Here is a 20,089-nt window from a genome sequence, read left to right on the forward strand (position 1 = left end):
TCATAGCAAATCTCACTTCTAGTCTTGATTTATACTATAAGAATAAGCCAAAACTGACTCAGATGCATAGGCATGTTTTATAATGACTTTGCCGCTTTTAGTAATGCGATGATCGGCTTTTTCAAGCAGCTTTTGTTGATAAAATTCGGGTAACGATGATGAGGCAATATCAAAGCTGAGTTGAGCGGCGGTCGACACTTTATTGATATGTTGGCCACCCGCACCACTTGAGCGGACAAAGTGCCATTCAATTTCATTGTCTTGCAATATGACTCGTTGAGTAATTTGTATCATTGGGTTGTGATAGCCCCCTTCATTGACTGTCGATAAACCTATCGTTGTGCTTAAATGTCGCTAAGGCATGAGTGTTGATGTTGGGTGATGTAGGACTATTCTACCGCAGACGCGGAAAATTTTCAGAGTTGTCTTATGGTGATATCTGTGTTGATGTTTCAATGACCCGTTAGCCTTTAGCCGCGGGGGCGTTAACCCTTGGTCTTTAACTATGGGCTTTGAACTAAAAAGCCTGACTGGCCTCTGAGTTATTACATATTTAATGAAATGAATAGAATAGTTTTGCTATCATAAGCGCCATTGTCGCTTTACACGATAACATCACCGTATAAAGTCTGTTCTATGGCCTGATTATAAGGCTGGAGTTGCCGTTATGTTATGTCAAATCCCCGATATTACCAAGGGTGTCATTAGTTTATTTGTCAGCGGCCGTTTATCGGCCCAAGATTACCGAAGCCGTTTACAGCCCGCCATTAAGAGTTATCGTAAAGACTGGGATCAAGTGTGTCTTTACATTGAAGCGGATGTGTTATTAGAAGGCTGGGAATTTGCTTCATTAACCGGCAGTGGTGAAGTACAGTTACCTGCGTTTGATGCCTTAGTGTTTGTGGGCGGCCCTGATTGGGTCGGTAATGCTGTTAGGTTAATGGGGCCGTTTATGCAAGGTGAAGTCGCCTGGTTTCCATTAGAACGTAAACAAGATGCGGTTACTTGGATCACCAAACGATCGCAATGTTAGTATTGATGTTATTACTTTAGAACAGGATAGCTTATGTCATTATCAAAATTATTTGCCGTATCAAGTGCGTTATTGTTAACCCTTAGTTTAACGGCATGTGCACCAGAAGTCGGTAGCGAAGCATGGTGTAAGCAGATGAAAGAAAAACAAAGTGGTGATTGGACTGCCAATGAAGCAGCCGATTATGCCAAATACTGCGTCTTTAAATAAATTTATATCTGGTTTTATTTAAAACAGGGGCATTTGTTATTAAAATGCCCTATTTTAATTTTCAGTTTTTTGCAATAGTACTAAATTAATATAAAGAAAAATAATCCTTAAAGTATACACCCTCTCGAGATTTTCCTTTGTTAGCACTTGTACATAACCCTTCTAATTAATTTAATGTTCATCTTTAAATATGATAAGCAGTACATTCTGGCTAATTAAGCTAATTAAGCTAATTAAGCTATTTAAGCTATTTAAATGAATATTATTTTATTCTAATAACTTTTTGGTTGTTATTTATTGATTTTAATATTTTTAAGTAATATAAACACAAAAAATTGAATAAACATTGATCAGTTTGTTTGATATTTATTCTATTTTTTAGTGCCACCAAATTCATTGGATAATAAGTGATGTTAATGTGAGCCAAACCACTTCTCATTAATAATAATTAATGTATATTGAGCGAATCGCTAGAAACAAATCTCTGTTATATCTTTATGTATTTTAAAGGTTTATAAACTATTTAGGATGGAATTTATGAAGAAAGGACTCTTTGCGGCAACTGTCGCATGTGCAATATTATCTGGTTGCGTTAGTATCGAAAAAACCATTAATGATAGCATGAAGACTTTAACTAACGCATTTAGTACACCTCAAATTCCAGTATCTGAATTAAAACCAGCACGAGAATCTAGCGCAAAAAACATGAAGCGTATTGCGGTGATTCATGATCAACGCAGGCCTACGGGTGGTTCAATTCTAGAGACCAACCTTACCAACATTAAACTTAATAACTCCCCATACTTCACTTTAGTCGAGCGTTCTCAAATTGATGCTATTGTTAAAGAACAAAAGTTGAATGATGGCATATTAACTAATTCAGCGACTCGTATTAAATTAGGTAAGTTAACGGGTGCTGATACATTAATCAATGCAGGTTACTCTACTACAGTTGATTCATCTCGTTATTCAGAAAAAAGAAGTGAATGTACGGAAAAAGGTGATAATTGGTATAAGTGTAAAAAAAGTCGAAAATATACCGTTAGTTGTACCAAAAAAACTGCTGTTGTTATCTTGGAACCGAAAGCGGTTTCTGTAGAGTCTGGTCAAATTATATTTTCAAACCATTATAGCGAAATTGCTGAGAGTAAGGTGTGTAATGATTCTAACGATGCACAACCAACAGATGAAGAATTAGTTGGCAGAGCTTTGGCTCGAGTTACTCATGAATTAAAAATTGATTTAGCGCCATTTACATTAACAACTGATGTCGACCTTATGGATGACGACAATTCTGACATGCCTGATGATGCTGAAAAAATGTTTGATATGGGCATTGAATTTACACAAGAAGGTATGTATAAAAATGCCTGTCAAATGTTTGCTAAAGCACAAACTAAATATTCATCATCTATTGCAATCACCTATAACAATGCAGTTTGTGCAGAGTTTCTAGCGGATGTTGAAATGGCTGACGCTTTCTATTCTAAAGCAACAACTATGACTGATGAAATTGATGAATTGAAATTAGTTATGGAAGGTGAAACCCGTATTAAACAACGCTTAATTGATACGGAAGTGTTGAATAAGATAATCACAGAGCGTTTGTAATAATGGTTTCCTTTATTAATAAAGCACGACATCGTCGTGCTTTAAGTCTATCTATATTAACATTGGTTTTGGTTTGGCCGACGTCAGTAGTCGCTTGCAGCTGTGCTCAATATTATGCAGAACGCCCTCAGCCTGATTGGGTTACCTCCCAAACAGCTGATGGAATAACCTATATTGCAGCTGGGTCATCATTGTGTACGGGCCTCAAAAATTTAGATGAACGAAGAGTGGATAATGACGCTAGAGCGTCACTGACCAAAATGTTAAACACTTCGGTATCTACTCGCGAGAAAACATCTATTGGTGCAGTTGGTGATGCGGGTTACTCACGATATAAATCAAATACTGAATTAACAAGTGAACACATCTTAAAAAATGCCACTATTTTTGAGCGTTGGACTGATAATCAAAACTGTATTGTTTATGCAGGGATTATGTTAAAACAAGCTGATCTCGATAAAGGTAAAACTGAACAACTAGAGGCACAGCAACAGCAGTTGGTGGCCCAAAATGCTTGTGTTGAAAGTTCTGGTGAGAATCGAGTCCATGTTAAAGAATGGATGATTGAACGCTTGTTACAGCAAGGGTTCGCATTTAATCCAGACAAAACTTGTCAGGTAAAATATAGGCTTACGAGTAAGATTGTCAGTGCGCGTATCGATATGGTTAAAAATAATCTTATCGTTAAAGTGAGCAGAAATAATCAACCTATTTGGCATAAGACCTATTCAGGTAAAGCCATGAGTTACAGTCAAAGAAGCCGAAGTGAATTAACTCAATTAGCAATAAGCGACAGTTTAGATAGTTTCTTTGTTGATTTATCTTCGCTAAAACATAAAAAAATTACTCCATGACCAAGATGAAAAAAGCGGTAGCGCAGTTACTTACGGGTTCGACCATAGAAGAAGATGAAGGCCAAGTTGGTTTTTTTGCCAAAATGTCTCGTTTATTTATCTATATTGCATTTATTTTAATGGGGTTAGGTAATTGGTCTGATACTAAAGAGTTACTCACCGAAGGTTATCAAGGGTTTATTACTCATTTTACTGACAGAGTAGAACAAAAATCGCTTAATACCATCAGAGTGGGTAATTATCTAGCACATGTTGAAGCCAACATTGGTATGCCAACGATAATAAAAAGCTCAAGCATCAATAGCGCTTTAAAGTATCGATACTATAAACAAGATAAGTACTTACTAACTTTAATTACAGAGCAGCAAAGAGTCTCTGGCGTTGTGGTTCATAGTTTATTTAATGACAGCGTAATATTAGATCGCTTTGCGCCGCAAATCCCCTTTACGGACTTACATTTGCTAACCGATAGTATTGAATCAATTACGCAGCGAAGTAATGACTTTTTCTTTGATAGTAATAATTTAATTTACTTTATGACCACCACAGGTCTTGGTGCTGCTGGGATGCAGTTACAACTAGCGGCTGGTTTTACAGAGTATGACGGACAACAAGATCATTTCAAATCTACTTTAGATGAATTAGGCCAGGTGTTGATGTTAGATGAAACTGAAAAGGTAGCACCGTTAGCTAAAAAACTCACAGTACAAGCCGCTAATTTTTATGCTGTATATGAGATAGATGAGCAAATTATTGCCGACAGTTTATTAACTCGCTATGAATTTAATGCTTATTTCAAGGATTGATGTTTTCAAAGGATGAAGAAACATGGGCAAACGTGTGATATTAAATAAAGCCAAACCGATTCTAATAAGCCTTTGCTTTATTGGTGTTGGCTTATCTGTCGGCTCACTGGTTGATGCTGCAGATAGTGATTTTGAGAAATTTAAACAACAGCGTAAAGCTGAGGTTTCACAATTTAATCAATCTAAAAAAGCGGAATTTAAAAAATTCCGTGATGAGTACTTAGCTGAGTATGACGCCTACCGTGGTGAATTGCTGAAATTTTGGAGTGTACCAGAACAAAGCTCTTCCGAAGTAGAAGTTATTTATACACAAGATAAACAGACGCGCGTTAAAATTGATGCGTTAACTCAACAAGTGGTCATCGAAAATCTAACTGATGAAGTTATAGATCAAGACGTTATTATTAGTAAGTTGAAAGCCGACCCTAATACTCGCGTTTTATTAACCAATATAAATAACCAAGCTTCGCTAACAGATGAAAAAAATATTGTTAATACGTTAATTGACCAACCTTCAGAAGTCGTGGCAGAAAAAGTCATTAACGAACAAATTGATACGCAACAGCAACAAATGCTGTCACAGCTTGATGCGCAACAAAGTATTGAAGAAATAGAGATAGAAATTGCGGCTAAAGTTACCCCTAGCAAGGCTAAATCTCTTGAGATAAAAAGTAAACTCAAGCAAGTTAACGAGATTAATAAGCAATCTCAAAAACGTAAAAAAATAGCCGATAAGCAAGTTGAGGCATTAGTTAAAATCAATCCTACGTATAAAAAAATTCAAGTAAATACCATGCGTTTACCTGAAGATTATTTGTACAAATTATCCAAGGATTATTTAAGTTTCTATCAAAAGCAATCTTCAGAAATGAATATTCCCTTATCGTTATTACTTGCTATTTCATATGCTGAATCAACTTTTGACCCAAAAGCAAAATCTCATATTCCTGCATTTGGATTAATGCAAATTGTGCCAAGATCTGCAGGTATGGATGTTGCTAGAAAGTTTTATCGTAAAAATCAAGCTCCAACTTCGATAGAGCTGTATCAGCCTAATATTAACATTCGTTACGGCGCGGGTTATTTGTCCATTTTAAATGAACAATACCTTGATGGTATTGACGATCCAACAAGCAGGCAATATTGCGTTATAGCCGCTTACAATACTGGCGCAGGTAATATTGCAAAAACCTTTAATGGTGGAAATAATCGCTCTATAAAGCAGGCTTATAGCAAGATTAATGCGTTATCGCCCGATCAAGTCTATAGCAAATTAATGAAGCGTTTACCTTACCCCGAAACTCAAAAGTATTTAGCCAAAGTGTCTAAACTTGAAGCTAAATATCAACATCAAATTAATCAATGGAATTTATCCGAATAAGGGAATAATGATGAAAAAAGTGCTACTAATTTCTGCATCTGTTTTAATGCTAGCGGCTTGTAACAGTACGCCTCAATCACAATCTACATCTCTTGCGGACAATGATTCAGTGCCAAGTTGGGTATTTATGCCAACAAGTGAAAAAGGCTTAGCTTCTTCAAGTTGTGTTGCTTGGGGTGGGAATATGTCGGCAGCAAGAGCTCAAGCCATTGCCAATGCTAAAGCGGACCTTGCGCTACAAATTGAAACTCGTGCAAAAGTCATGGATAAAACCATGAACTCACAATCTCAACAAGGTACTGAAGTTCAGAATAAATCGACGTTTAGTCAAGTGAGTAAACAAGTAGCCGAGCAAAGTTTAATTGGTGCCATTCCAAAAGAAGTGGCTTTTGCCTTAATCGATAATCAGAAACAACTTTGTGCATTGGTTGAGATGGAAAATACCCAACCCTTATTTGATAACTTATTGGCTTCCGCTGGTGTGTCGCTAGACCCGTCTTTAGAAGCGAATTTATACAAAGATTTTCGCACTACAAAAATTACTGAAGAGCTACAGGCTGAGTTGTCTGGAAAAGAATTTGACTAAAATTATCTGTTAAATAGGCCTGTAAATCAGTTAATTTATTGTTTTATACCTTTATAAATTAGGGGGCTGTTGATCTTTGTTTGAATTTTGTGCGAAGAAGGTAATCTCGTATAGTTCACTTCGCCAAAAACAAATACAACGAGATTACCATGCCCCGATTAATGCTTGCTGATGAGATGTGGTCGAAGCTAAAAGCTATTCTGCTTGACGATAGCGTTTATAACAAGCGAGAGCATAGATATACGATGGAAGGGAGCCTCTATTGATTGCGTGTCGGCTGTCCTTGGCGCGATTTACCTGAATATTTTGGCTTATGGAATACGGTTTACCGTCGTTTTTTACTGTGGTCAAGAAAAGGTATTTTACTCAGATTGTTCAAGGCATTATCGACTGATAGCGATACAGCGTGGGAATGTCTTGAGGGGAGATATATTAAAGCACATCAACACAGATAGCAGAACAACGAGCAGTTTGATAAACGTTTATTATTTCAAGTTGAGGTTTCTTAGCAAAGAATAGGTTACAGGGGCAAAATCTTGTGTAAACTATTCTAGATTTTAATAAAAAGTGTGTATCATTACACTTTGTTGTTGTGGATTTCTCGTTGCTCAGGATTCTTTTATATTGTTGTCCAATTTACTTTCTCGCTTTTCAATGGCTGGGATATCAAGATTACTAATTGCTATTGTGTTACTGCAATTTATGGGCGCCAATATGGGGGCGCATCAACTGCATGTGGGCAACAGCAACGAAGAGCAAAATAATCATTCACATCTGCAATTTACTACCGAAGTGATTACCCTTGCTGAATGTGTAGACTGTGCTTGTGCGCTAGACGGTTCACGTATTCATTCAGCTAATGATGATCATCAGCATGCTAATAACATCACCGAGATTGAGCAAGTTGATATCTGCTTAGATTGTCAGTGTCATGGTGGCCATGTGGCACTGGTGACGCTTGGTGATAATGTTATCCGTGAACATTTTCATGATGCTTATGGCAATGTTAGCTTGCACTATATGGCGCCAGCGCCTTTCCCTGCTTATCGTCCTCCTACCGTTTAATCCTTTTAAACACTTTTTTACTGTTTAGAACCCCCTCTTGATCCGCTCACATTGCGCCAATGAGTGCTGCTTTTGCATTCTATTATGACGTTATGTGAAGCTTTTAATGGCGGTGGCTAAACTTATTACCGTTGATGTCATATGTGGCTATCGACGGTCTAGATTGTTTTAGGATTAACCATGAACACCAAATTAGTACCGCCTCTGTCTTTGCTGGCAGCATTAAATGCCAAATCTCTTGTGAATAATGCCGTGAGTCGTGTCGTGAGTAATACAGACACTCATGCTCAGTTAACAAGCCTGTTAAATCCCCTATTAAATGCTCGTAGCAATGCTCGTAGAAATAACCAAAGTAACTTAACTGTTTCTCGAGGATTATTGTTCGGCTCAGCGTTACTCGGTTCATTATTAATGTTATCTAGTTTGCCTGCTCAGGCAAGTAGTCAGCCAGCCGAAACTGACCACCAACAGTCGTTACTAAGCTTAAATACTGAGCAGCGCCAATTAGCGGGGATAGAGGTGTCACAATTGAGTCTGCAAGCTTTTAATTTACAGGCTGTCGCTACCGCGCAATTAATCGTTGATAAAGATAAAACCATTACCATTGCACCGCAATTAGATATGCAGGTACTTAAGCGTCATGTGGTGCCTGGAGAGCAGGTGACAAAAGGCCAACCTTTGTTAACCATAGGCGGAGCGGAGATTGCTGCCGCCCAAGCGAACTACATTAATGCGGCGACGGAATGGGACCGAATAAAGCGCATGAGTCCTGGCACCATCAGTGCTAGCCAACGCATGCAAATCGAAGTGAATGCTGAGTTAAAACGGGCCATTTTAGAATCAATCATGATGACCCCAGCGCAAATTGCTGCGTTAGCCAAATCGCCGAGTTCGATTGGCCAGTTTCAGTTATTAGCTTCCATTAATGGCCGGGTACAACAAGATGTCGCGACCTTAGGCCAAGTGCTAATAGCGGGTACGCCTTTGATGCAACTGACAGATGAATCGTATTTATGGGTGGAGGCTGAGGTTACGCCTATGCAAGCGGATCAAGTCAATATGGGCAGCAATGTGTTGGTTCATGTTGGCAGTCGTACTCGTAATGGGGTCATTATTGGCCGCTCTCATGAAATTAATCCGCAAACCCGCACAGAACAAGTATTGGTGAGGATGGCTAATCCAGGCCATGAATTACATGCAGGTGAGTTTGCCGAATTATACCTAGCAGACGATCAGCAGGCGAAGTCTGCTGGTTTTATTGTGCCTGATGCGGCCTTAACTCGCGGTGGTGATGGCGACTGGCAAGTGTTTGTTGAGCAAGAGGGTGGATTTAGCGCAGTAGAGGTCACTGTGGTTGAACGCCAACGTGGGTTGAGCTTTATTCGCGGTTTAGCTCCCCAAACACGAGTGGTTATTTCTGGGGCTTTTTTCTTAGCCTCAGAGCAAGCCAAAGCTGGTTTTGACATCCATAACCACTAAGCGCTAGGACATCATCATGTTATATAAATTAATTGAGATTGCCGTTGAAAAGCGGTTATTGGTTTTACTTGGCTTACTCGCGACAGTGGTGGCTTCAATATTAATGCTGCCAAAGCTAAACTTAGATGCGTTTCCAGATGTGACTAACGTGCAGGTGAGCATCAACACAGAAGCCGAGGGCTTGGCGGCTGAAGAGGTTGAGAAGCTGATCAGTTATCCGGTTGAATCAGCCATGTATGCCTTGCCTGCTGTGACTGAAGTGCGTTCATTATCGCGCACGGGTTTGTCGTTGGTGACCGTAGTGTTTGCCGAAGGTACCGACATTTACTTTGCTCGCCAGCAAGTATTTGAACAACTACAAGCGGCAAAAGAGTCTATTCCCGCAGGTGTTGGTACGCCTGAAATTGGCCCGAATACCTCTGGTTTAGGGCAAATTTATCAATACATTTTGCGCGCCGATCCCGAAACCAATATCAGTGCTTCTGAACTGCGTAGCTTAAATGACTACTTGGTGAAGTTGATATTAATGCCGGTGAGCGGCGTGACTGAGGTGTTGTCATTTGGCGGCGAAGTGTTGCAGTACCAAGTGCAAGTCGACCCCAATAAACTGCGCAGTTATGGCTTGTCGATGACCCAGGTTAGCCAAGCACTGGAAAGTAATAACCGCAATGCGGGCGGCTGGTTTATGGACCAAGGCCAAGAACAATTAGTGGTCCGTGGTTACGGTTTATTGCCAGCAGGTGACGCTGGCTTGCAAGCCATTGCCGACATTCCGTTAACCGAAATCAATGGCACGCCAATCCGCGTGGCCGATATTGCTAACGTGGTATTTGGTAGCGAAATAAGAGTGGGCGCGGTGACCATGTCTCGCAGGCAGGCATCTGCTGATACTGACTCATCATCCGATGTACAAGCATTGGGTGAGGTCGTTGCCGGCGTGGTGCTTAAGCGCATGGGCGCTAATACCAAAGCCACCATTGATGACATCAATTCACGAGTGAGTTTAATTGAACAATCCTTGCCAAAAGGCGTGTCATTTGAAGTGTTTTACGACCAGGCGGAGTTAGTTGAAAAAGCCGTGACCACGGTCATTGATGCGTTATTAATGGCATTTGGTTTTATTGTAATTATTCTGGCGCTGTTTTTGGTCAATATACGGGCGACATTGTTGGTATTGTTGTCGATCCCGGTGTCGATCGGTTTGGCGTTATTGATCATGTCTTACTATGGTATGTCGGCTAATTTAATGTCGTTGGGTGGTCTTGCGGTTGCGATTGGTATGTTGGTTGATGGCTCGGTGGTGATGGTTGAAAACATCTTTAAGCATGTCAGCGGGCAATCTGTGGCAAGTCAGCAGCAAGATGTCAACGCTAGCGATACGAGTGAGCCCAGCAGCATTGCGATTAGGATCATGCTGGCGGCAAAAGAAGTTTGCAACCCGATCTTTTTTGCCACGGCGATTATTATCGTGGTGTTTATGCCGTTATTTGCCCTTGAAGGCGTAGAAGGCAAGTTATTTCAGCCAATGGCGATCAGTATTATTTTAGCCATGATGGCGGCATTGGTGGTGGCGTTATTTGCGGTACCTGCATTAGCGGTATTCTTATTTAAACGCGGTATTGTGGTACGTCAAAGCAAAGTGCTAGCGCCCATTGATGCGGTTTATCGACGTATTCTTACGCTGGCGTTATCAAGCCCAAAATGGGTGATGATAGCCGCGGTGTGTTTGTTTGGGTTAAGCATGTTATTGCTGCCCAAGTTAGGTACTGAATTTGTGCCGGAACTCGAAGAAGGCACCATCAATTTGCGAGTCACTCTTGCGCCCACGGCAAGCTTGGCTACTTCTATCAGCATTGCGCCTAAAATTGAAGCCATGTTGCTGGAGTTTCCTGAAGTGGAATATGCCTTAAGCCGAATTGGCGCGCCAGAGCTTGGCGGCGATCCTGAACCTGTGAGTAATATTGAAATCTATATAGGTCTTAAACCGATAGAACAATGGACGTCGGCAAGTTCGCGTTATGAACTACAACGCTTGATGGAGCAACGTTTAGCAATATTCCCAGGACTGTTGCTGACTTTCTCACAGCCCATTGCCACCCGTGTCGATGAACTGTTATCAGGGGTTAAGGCGCAGTTAGCGATTAAGATATTTGGTCCAGATCTGACGATATTGTCTGAAAAAGGTCAGCGGTTAACGGACTTAGTCGCTGCCATCCCCGGGGCGGTTGATGTGTCGTTAGAGCAAGTCAGCGGTGAGGCACAATTAGTGGTTCGGCCTAAGCGCGAGGTGCTTGCTCGTTATGGCATCAGCGTCGATGAAGTGATGAGTTTAGTCACCCAAGGTATTGGGGGTGCCAGTGCAGGCCAAGTGATTGATGGTAACGCCCGTTATGACATCAACCTGCGATTAGCGAAGCAGTATCGTAATGCCCCAGATGCGATTGAAGACTTGTTACTCAGTGGTGCTAATGGCGCGATTGTGAGGCTGGGGGATCTCGCCGATGTGGTGACCGAAATGGCGCCGCCGAATATTCGCCGTGATGACGTGCAACGCCGAGTCGTGGTGCAAGCTAACGTGGCGGGGCGCGATATGGGTTCGGTCGTCAGCGATATTTATGCCATAGTGCCGCAAGCTGAATTGCCCCCTGGATATACCGTGGTGGTGGGCGGTCAGTATGAAAATCAACAACGGGCACAACAAAAACTCATGTTGGTGGTGCCAATTTCCATCGCACTGATTGCGTTATTGCTGTATTTCTCGTTTGGTTCAATCAAACAAGTTACCTTGATTATGGCTAATGTGCCGTTAGCATTAATTGGCGGCGTGGTGGCCTTGTATGCCACTGGCACTTATTTGTCGGTACCCAGTTCAATTGGTTTTATTACCTTATTTGGCGTTGCTGTGCTCAATGGTGTGGTGCTGGTGGACTCGATTAATCAGCGCAGACAATCAATGGATGAAAGCCTATATAACAGTGTGTATGAAGGCACTGTTGGGCGATTACGTCCGGTGTTAATGACCGCGTTAACCTCTGCATTAGGGTTAATTCCAATCTTGATATCGTCCGGCGTTGGCAGTGAAATCCAACAACCATTAGCGATAGTGATCATCGGCGGCTTATTTAGCTCAACAGCCTTGACCTTACTGGTGTTGCCGACGGTGTATCAATGGTTGTATCGAGACAAGGTTTTAGTTAACCCGAGTTGAGGCTAACGAAATAAAACCTCATTAGCTCAATAAACCCAAAAGCCTAATCATCTGATTAGGCTTTTTTAAACCTTAAACCTTAAACCTTAGGCAGTTTAGGCGGTTTAGGTGGTTTAGGCTTTAAGTTGAGCTTGAGTTTATTGGCTAACGGCTCGATAGCTGCACCTTGAACTATGACCGAAATCAGTACAATGAAAAATACCATGTGGATCATTTCACGTGATCCCTCAACGCCGGCAGCGGCTGGAATAAGCGCAAACACGATTGGGGTGGCGCCTTTGAGGCCGATCATCGACACAAACAAGCGCTTGCGCCAATTAACTTGTTTAAAAGGCAGGTAACACAACTGTACTGCTAAAGGGCGTGCCACTAAAATCAACAAGATTGCGGGCAATAAAGACACCATCAACACAGGCAATAATTTTTGTGGGAATATCTGTAAGCCTAAAATGATAAACATCAACGATTGTGCTAACCAAGATATGCCATTGAAGAAATGTTTACTGACTTCAGCGCCTTTCTTCAAATAGTTGCCTATTATTACCCCTGCAATATACACAGCAATCAGTTCATTACCGCCCAAGATTTCGGTACTCGATACTGTGATGGCAAAGGTTGCCAAAATAAATACCGGAATAAGCCCAAATTCTGGCAACTTGATGCGATTAAGTGCCCAAACGGCCATCTTACCCATTATTAGTCCTACTACCACCCCAACACCAATTTGCTGAACTAGGCTAGAGAGTATTGACAATGTAGTGGGTGCACCGTTGGCACTATTGATAATATAGTCGGTTAACATGACAACCATCAGTAGGGCGACGGGGTCATTGGTAGCAGATTCGAATTCTAAAATAGTGCCAGTGCCATGTTTTAATTTAAGCTTTTTGGATTCTAAAATAGAAAATACTGCCGCAGCATCAGTCGATGACACTACCGCTGCAAACAGCATGCAAGTGATGAGGTTAAAATCGAGTAACGCATTCAAGATAAAGCCAAAAATAACCGTTGTAAAGATCACTCCAGCGGTGGATAACATGCCGCCTTCTTTCCAAGAAAATTGAATGTGTTTCATTGGGGTATTCAGCCCACCCACAAACACTATGGTGTTTAACGCTAGGGTACCGATAAGCGAGGTAAGCTTCAGGTCGTCGTATACAAAACCAAATTCACCATTACCAAAAGCAAGGCCTACGCCCATGAAAATGAGAAGCGAGGGTAAGCCTAATGTTTTAGAAGGATGATGGAGCAAAATGCCAATAGCAATAAGAATGGAGATCCCTAAAATAATAATATCAGATGGCATATAGGCACTCCTTGGCTAGTTTAAATTGCACTAAATGGCTATTTTAGCATTAAATTAGCCTAAACTCGTTTTATGAGTATTTATTAATATTAATTCATATCCCATCAGTGGGTTGCAATAAAGACCATGCATTATTGGCTTGTGGAAATAGAGATATAAACAGGATGAGTCTGTTTGTTTTAGCTTTAATCATAATGGATAGATCGTTTACTCGCGCAATAATAGCAGTCTAACAACATTTTTATTACATTTTAAACTGCTAATATCAGTTCATAAAAGTACATAGTGGAAACATCATGGCCATATTCATTAGTGTTTGGGGCGTTATTACCTGTGGTGTTGGGCTGTTTATGCTGCTTAAGCCCCAAGGTTTTGCTGATGCTATTGTTCTATTTAGTCGCCAAGATTATTTTCATTATGTCGAAATCATTTCTCGGTTAGTGATTGGCGCAGCATTGTTACTCGATGCGCGTAATACCTTATATCCGTTAGTGTTTGAAGTAATAGCTAAGATTTTGTTTGTAGTCGCTATTATTTTAGTTTTTATGACTGAAAAACACCATAAAACATTTGCGTTATGGGCTGTAAAACATTGCCTTAGTTGGTTTAGACCAGCAGGATTTTGCGCCTTAATATTGGGTCTTTGGACGTTATACGTCAGTATCGATTAAAGACTCAGCTTTGTTGTATAGGCAGTGAAACCGTTATTTTGGCTAATTTGTTAAAATTTTATGTCAAGCTAAACTCCCCTTAAGCCGCAGCACCATTGGACTTGCATATTTCTGTAATGTTAATGAAATGTGAGTGTCATGTTTACGCAGTCTTTTTGTCATTTTTGCAGGTTAGTTTGTAATCCAACCAACTTACTCACACGCTTACATCCGTCTTCGGAGATGACAATGGAACTGAAAAACATTTTTAAACTTACTGCACTTGCTACCGCCCTTGCTGCAACATTAGGGCTTGCTGGTTGTGGTGGTGATATTAATATCAATGCGGGTAGCGATACCGTTACCCCTACTACGCCAACAACTCCAACAACGCCAACTCAGACAGATCAAGAAAAATCATACAGTGGCTTTGCAACTAAAAGCACCACAATGACAGCCGTTGATGGTAAAGAAGTTTGGGTATTAAAAGGTACGTTAGCCCCTTCAACAGCAGCATCAACCATTACCACCGGTGGCCAAGATGGCGACAAAATAGTGTTAGGTAATGATGTTGTATGGCAGCTTGATGGCGCGGTGATTGCCGGTGGCGATAATGCCAATGCAGTTGAGTTATCGATATTACCTGGCACCAAAATCTTAGGTGGCAGCGATTCTTATTTAGTGATTAGCCGTGGTTCAACAATTATGGCTGATGGTACTGCAGCTGCACCTATCGTATTTACGTCTGTTGAGACGGCTTTAGGCCAAGAAGGTAAAGCGGGTCAGTGGGGTGGTTTAGTGTTATTGGGTAATGCGCCAGTAAACACCTGCCCAGATTTAACCAATTGTTCAGCGTCTTTTGAAGTGGGTAACCACAGCTATGGCGGTAATGACACCGAAGACAATTCAGGTTCAATCAAGTATGTACGCGTTGAGTTTGGTGGTTTCAAAATCAATGACACCCAAGAAATGAACGGTATTAGTTTTGCCGGTGTGGGTGCGGGTACTGAAATTGACCACGTACAAGTTCACATGAATAACGATGACGGTTTTGAATTCTGGGGCGGTAATGTTTCAGTAACAAATATCGTACTAACAGAAAACTTTGATGACTCGTTAGATTGGACTAACGGTTGGCAAGGTAGCGCGCAGCACGTTTATATCCGTCAAGCTGACAATGCTTCTAACCGTGGTATTGAAGCTGACAGTAACAGTGATGCCAGCGCTGTACCTATGTCAAAACCAGTGTTAGCCAACTTTACTATTCAGGTTGCTAATGGCACCAACAGTGGTGGTGACGATGCGGAAGGTATTTTATTCCGTAAAGGCACTGGCGTGAATACTTATAACATTCTTGTTAAAGGTGACGTTGATTCTGGCGAATGTTTAGAGGTTAACGACGACAATACCGTTAACAACGCCAACACCGCTGAATTGACCATGCAAAACAGCTTAATTGACTGTGTTGAACCGTTTAAAAATGCTAAGGCAGATGCTGCTGAAGGCCGTACTTTAGCGCTAGATGTTGAAGCCTGGTACACAGGGCAAGACGATAACTTAGTTGCCGCAGCTGATTTAACCGATTACATGCCTAATTCATCATCTGTTGCCTTAACGGCTGGTAAGGCTGATTTGGCTAACCTTGATGCGCGTTTAGTTAATGCTAACTATATTGGCGCGTTTGATGGATCTAATGATTGGACTAAAGGCTGGACTACAGCTATTCATGACGATGTGACGCCAACGCCAACAGCATTACCAGTATTAACCTCTTGTCCAGTAGGCACAACAGCTTCAGCAGCGGCAACAGGGTTATATAAAGATGCATCAATCACGTTAATTTGTACCCTTGAAGGCAATGTTTTAAGCAACACGACGCTTCTCGCTGGCCAAAACGTAATGTACAAAATTGATGGCGGTGCGGTAGTCGTCGGTGGTGATAACACCACGCCTGCAACATTGGCTATTCAAGCGGGTACTAAGCTATTCGCGACATCTAACAGCTTTATCGCAGTGAGTCGTGGCTCAAAAATTATGGCTCAAGGTAGTGCAACTCACCCAATTGAAATGACCTCTGAAGAAGATGTTATTGCGGGTGCAAGTGGCGAACGTGGTCAATGGGGTGGTTTGGTTATTCTAGGTAATGGTTTAACCAATACCTGTCCTGATCATAATGCTTGTTCAGCGTCGTTTGAAGTCGGTGACTTTCCATACGGTGGTAACAACAACGCTGATAACAGCGGTCAAATCAGCTACGTAGTGATTAAGTATGCTGGCTTTAAAGTGAATGATACTCAAGAAATGAACGGTATCTCATTTGCAGCAGTGGGCAGCGGAACTCAAGTAGACCATATTCAAATTCACGCTAACGGCGACGACGGTGTTGAGTTTTGGGGTGGTGCAGTTAACTTGAAATATGTGTACTTAACAGCCAACTTCGATGACAGCTTAGATTGGACTAACGGTTGGACAGGTAAAGCACAGTTTGTGTATATCACTCACGAAGACGGTAATGCTAACCGTGGTATCGAAGGTGATAGCCATAAAGGTGCTACGGATACTCCAGTGTCAGCGCCTAAATTAGCTAACTTCACTATTTTACCGGGTACAGATATTGCTAACGCAAGTGGCGATAAAGGTGAAGGTATCTTACTACGTGTGGCTACTGCTGGTGAGTTATACAACGTGTTAGTTCAAGGTCGTAAAGGCAGCACTGCTGAAACTGAGTCTGGCGAATGTTTAGAGTTAGATGGCTCTTACGCTGGTTTAGTCGACAACGTAAACAGCAAAACGCTGACGATGTCTCATTCAATTATCGACTGTAACGAGCCCTTTAAGTACAGCTCTGATAATGCAGCAACAGCAGACGCTGTCAATGTTGAAACCTGGTTCATGGGCCAAGAAGGTAACTCAACAGCTGCAGTGACTCTCACCGACGGTATGCCAGCAGCTACAGATACAACGCTACTTGGCAAAGGTAAAGACTTAAGCACAGATGATAGCTTCTTCGAATCAACCAACTTTATTGGTGCATTCGATGGCCAGAATGACTGGCGTCAAGGTTGGGCTTACTTTCCACAGTAATCACCTCGATAACATTAATCTGTGACCTATTAATAGCCGCCCGCAAGGGCGGTTATCTCTGAACCGCATACAGGATAGTTAAGTATGAAAACCAAGCCGAGTTTTACCGTTAATAAGTTAAGTCTTGCCATTATCTCTGTGATTTCTGCGGCGGCACTATTAACAGCTACCCCCGTATACTCGCAAGAACCAGCGCCTGCGCGCGATCCTGGTGAAGTGATCCCAATTGAACCGATAGAAGTGATTTCAGTTACCGGGCGTTTACGCAGCTCTGCATCAGAAGCAACTGAAGAACGTCGTGAACAAATTGCTGTAGCTGATATTATGGGCTCAGAACAAATTTCAAGAACCGGTGACAGTGATGCAGCCGCAGCGCTTCGTCGTGTGACAGGTTTAACCTTAAAAGATGGCAAATTCATTTATGTTCGTGGTTTAGGTGAGCGTTATTCAAGTACCTCACTGAATGGCGCGACAGTGCCGTCACCGGATCCAACCCGTAACGTGGTGCCTTTAGATATGTTTCCTGCATCGATCATTGAATCGTTATCGGTGCAAAAGTCAGCCTCTGCCAATTCTCCAGCCGCATTTGGTGGCGGACATGTGGATATTCGGACTAAATCTATTCCAGCAGATTTCTTTTTTAAAGCCTCTGTGGGCGGTCGTTATAACACCAATGATTCAGATGACAGCTTCACCTATAATGGTGGTGGCGATGATTGGACCGGCCAAGACGATGGCACTCGCAGCATGCCAAGCAACATTAATAACACCATTAATCAATATGGTGGAATTAGCCCAATTGATATCGTCAGCAATTCTAATGGCGCTATAAGTTACCCCGCAGCACAACAAGTTAACCGCGAATTGGCACTAGACATGTATCGCGATATGACGGTACAAAGTCAAAGTACTGATCCTGCAATGCGCGGTGATATCGCCATTGGTGATCGTTGGGACATTACTGACGACATCATCTTTGGTGCATTATCAGCGGTGTCGTACAAGCAGCAAGCCGAAAACTACACTAAACGCGAAGTTGAACTGGATGGTGATAGCAGCCAAGTACAAGTTGAAAACCAAAAAGACATCGTCGGCACCGACTCGATTGTGCAAGTGTCTGGCATGCTGAACTTAGGCTTAGAAATTGGTTACAACCATAAAATCGAAACCTTCACCACTTATCTGCAAGACACCTCTGATGATGTGTCTATAGGGCTTGAAGAAACCATCGATACTCTGGGTGAGCCTAATGCATTGCAAGTTTATGCTATTGATTACGAGGAACGTTCGTTAATCAGTAACCAAATAAAAGGTCATCATTTTATTGAGCTGTTAAATGATGCTGAAGTGAACTGGAAGTTTTCTGATGCCCGCTCAGAGCGTTATGCTCCTAATGAAGTGTCGTACACCTATAATGTGATTTTAGATGAAAACAACCAGTTATTGTCACGTAACCTCAACACTCAAGATGCGCCAAAGTATGTCTACAGCCGCTTAGAAGATGACAGCCAAAACTATGCCTGGGACTTTACTTACCCAATCAATTTAGACGGCGCATTGGTTAAACTGACAACCGGTTATGAATACTTTGAGCGTACCCGTGAAAGCTATGCCACCCGTTTAGGTTTTGATGTCGATTTAAGTCCAACTGATGCTAACGGTGGCATTTTAGCGAGTGACTTTAATGATATTTTTTCGGATAAAAACATTACCGACAATACCTTAGGACTAGAGCTGAAAGACGCGTCAACCGACACTGAAGACTACATTGCTGCAGAGAAAAACGATGCCGCCTTTGTGAGCATGGACATCGACTTTGATGATGTTTGGCGCGTATATGCTGGTATTCGCTACGAAGATTTTCGCCGCGTGACTTTACCTATCGACCCTGATGGTGAAATTTCAGATGAAGGCGGGCGTTACGACTTGACTGATTATGTGATTGCTGAAGATGGTTGGTTCCCGTCGTTGTCATTAACCTGGAAACAAACCGATACTACCCAATGGCGTTTAGGCGCGAGCAAAACCATAGTACGACCAGATCTGCGTGAAGTGTCGCCCGTTCGATTCCAAGATCCCGTTACCGGTTTTGATTTCTTCGGTAATCCAGAACTTAAAAGCTCCGACATTGTTAACCTCGACTTACGTTGGGAATACTACTCAGATTCGGGCAATAATTTCAGTATGGGCGCATTCTATAAGGATGTAGACGCACCGATTGAACCTATTCAACGTATTTCAGAAGCGGGGCGTCAGCTTAAATTTTATAACGCCGAGTCGGGTTATGTGTACGGTCTTGAAACCGAGTTTTTGCAAGAGCTTGAGTTTTTGGGTAGCGATGGCAGTATTTGGGAGGACTTCTTTGTCGCAGGTAACTTAACCCTAGGCGACTCAGAAATCGATATCGCTGCTAACGGCGAAATCGACCCAACCAATAACACGCGCCGCATGACCGGACATTCACAATGGGTGGCTAACTTACAGTTAAGTTACGACTCGCCAGACAGTTATCACAGTGCCACATTAGTTTATAACGTGTTTGGTGAACGCATTGCCTATGGTGGCCGTGGTGGTTTAGATGACGTATTTGAAAAGCCATTTCATAGCCTTGATTTTACCTATAGTTTCTTTCCGACAGATAGCGTTACGGTAAAAGTAAAAGCGAAAAATATCTTAGGTGAAACCACTGAATACGAACAGCAAGATCTTCAAGTGTACGCTAAAGACCCTGGCACAGAGTTCACTTTGCAATTTAGCTATGAGTATTAATAGGTTTAATCGTTACGTGTAATAGTGTGTTCAGAGTCACGTATAAA

At 41.9% G+C, this 20,089-nt stretch carries 15 protein-coding genes and 1 pseudogene; 14 read left to right on the top strand and 2 right to left on the bottom strand.

All coding sequences use genetic code 11. The annotated features are described in order from the left end of the window. Positions 1–75: 75 nt before the first annotated feature. Positions 76–294, bottom strand: a pseudogene (gene arfB / locus AAEZ02_RS01775) (alternative ribosome rescue aminoacyl-tRNA hydrolase ArfB); the annotation flags it as partial. Positions 295–667: 373 nt separating this feature from the next. On the opposite strand from arfB, the gene AAEZ02_RS01780 reads away from it, so the two are divergent. From AAEZ02_RS01780 to AAEZ02_RS01830, 11 genes are all read left to right on the top strand, one after another. Continuing rightward, complete coding sequence (locus AAEZ02_RS01780) at positions 668–1,033, top strand: SpoIIAA family protein (RefSeq protein WP_101033952.1); 366 nt, start codon at positions 668–670, stop codon at positions 1,031–1,033. Positions 1,034–1,066: 33 nt separating this feature from the next. After that, on the top strand, positions 1,067–1,243 hold the full coding sequence (locus tag AAEZ02_RS01785) for a DUF3012 domain-containing protein (protein WP_124012584.1): 177 nt from the start codon (positions 1,067–1,069) through the stop codon (positions 1,241–1,243). A gap of 537 nt (positions 1,244–1,780) precedes the next feature. Beyond that, complete coding sequence (locus tag AAEZ02_RS01790; RefSeq protein ID WP_124012583.1) at positions 1,781–2,854, top strand: CsgG/HfaB family protein; 1,074 nt, start codon at positions 1,781–1,783, stop codon at positions 2,852–2,854. A gap of 227 nt (positions 2,855–3,081) precedes the next feature. Then, a complete protein-coding gene (locus AAEZ02_RS01795) occupies positions 3,082–3,708 on the top strand; it encodes a hypothetical protein (protein ID WP_124012582.1) in 627 nt (208 codons plus the stop codon). Next, a complete protein-coding gene (locus AAEZ02_RS01800) occupies positions 3,705–4,514 on the top strand; it encodes an ETEC_3214 domain-containing protein (RefSeq protein WP_351074530.1) in 810 nt (269 codons plus the stop codon). Before AAEZ02_RS01795 ends, AAEZ02_RS01800 begins: the two co-directional genes overlap by 4 nt. Before the next feature lie 22 nt (positions 4,515–4,536). Then, positions 4,537–5,895 (top strand): transglycosylase SLT domain-containing protein, encoded by a 1,359-nt coding sequence (locus AAEZ02_RS01805; RefSeq protein ID WP_351074528.1) that lies wholly within the window; start codon positions 4,537–4,539, stop codon positions 5,893–5,895. A gap of 10 nt (positions 5,896–5,905) precedes the next feature. Beyond that, positions 5,906–6,481, top strand: coding sequence for a hypothetical protein (locus tag AAEZ02_RS01810; protein WP_124012579.1), 576 nt, complete (start codon positions 5,906–5,908; stop codon positions 6,479–6,481). A gap of 266 nt (positions 6,482–6,747) precedes the next feature. Continuing rightward, positions 6,748–6,936 (top strand): transposase, encoded by a 189-nt coding sequence (locus tag AAEZ02_RS01815; RefSeq protein WP_351121727.1) that lies wholly within the window; start codon positions 6,748–6,750, stop codon positions 6,934–6,936. 199 nt (positions 6,937–7,135) lie between these two features. Next, positions 7,136–7,546, top strand: coding sequence for a hypothetical protein (locus tag AAEZ02_RS01820; RefSeq protein WP_124012691.1), 411 nt, complete (start codon positions 7,136–7,138; stop codon positions 7,544–7,546). A gap of 180 nt (positions 7,547–7,726) precedes the next feature. Next, the gene (locus AAEZ02_RS01825) at positions 7,727–9,025 is read left to right on the top strand and encodes an efflux RND transporter periplasmic adaptor subunit (RefSeq protein ID WP_351121730.1); all 1,299 of its coding nucleotides are present in this window, start codon (positions 7,727–7,729) and stop codon (positions 9,023–9,025) included. A gap of 16 nt (positions 9,026–9,041) precedes the next feature. Further along, positions 9,042–12,233, top strand: a complete 3,192-nt coding sequence (locus tag AAEZ02_RS01830; RefSeq protein WP_124012578.1) for an efflux RND transporter permease subunit — start codon at positions 9,042–9,044, stop codon at positions 12,231–12,233. Positions 12,234–12,312: 79 nt separating this feature from the next. Here AAEZ02_RS01830 and AAEZ02_RS01835 read toward each other — a convergent pair whose 3' ends face one another. Further along, the gene (locus AAEZ02_RS01835; RefSeq protein WP_124012577.1) at positions 12,313–13,539 is read right to left on the bottom strand and encodes a potassium/proton antiporter; all 1,227 of its coding nucleotides are present in this window, start codon (positions 13,537–13,539) and stop codon (positions 12,313–12,315) included. Positions 13,540–13,835: 296 nt separating this feature from the next. Between AAEZ02_RS01835 and AAEZ02_RS01840 the strand changes: the two genes are divergently transcribed. The 3 genes from AAEZ02_RS01840 to AAEZ02_RS01850 all read left to right on the top strand — a co-directional run bounded on the left by AAEZ02_RS01840 (position 13,836) and on the right by AAEZ02_RS01850 (position 20,042). After that, positions 13,836–14,210 carry a hypothetical protein gene (locus AAEZ02_RS01840; protein WP_101033957.1) on the top strand — a complete coding sequence of 125 codons (375 nt, stop codon included), beginning with the start codon at positions 13,836–13,838 and terminating at the stop codon, positions 14,208–14,210. Between the two features lie 228 nt (positions 14,211–14,438). Next, positions 14,439–17,273, top strand: coding sequence for a beta-helix domain-containing protein (locus AAEZ02_RS01845; protein ID WP_351074522.1), 2,835 nt, complete (start codon positions 14,439–14,441; stop codon positions 17,271–17,273). Positions 17,274–17,357: 84 nt separating this feature from the next. Then, on the top strand, positions 17,358–20,042 hold the full coding sequence (locus tag AAEZ02_RS01850) for a TonB-dependent receptor domain-containing protein (protein ID WP_351074520.1): 2,685 nt from the start codon (positions 17,358–17,360) through the stop codon (positions 20,040–20,042). Positions 20,043–20,089: the final 47 nt, after the last annotated feature.

The organism is Shewanella sp. T24-MNA-CIBAN-0130 (assembly GCF_040310185.1).
Classification (GTDB): domain Bacteria; phylum Pseudomonadota; class Gammaproteobacteria; order Enterobacterales; family Shewanellaceae; genus Shewanella; species Shewanella psychromarinicola.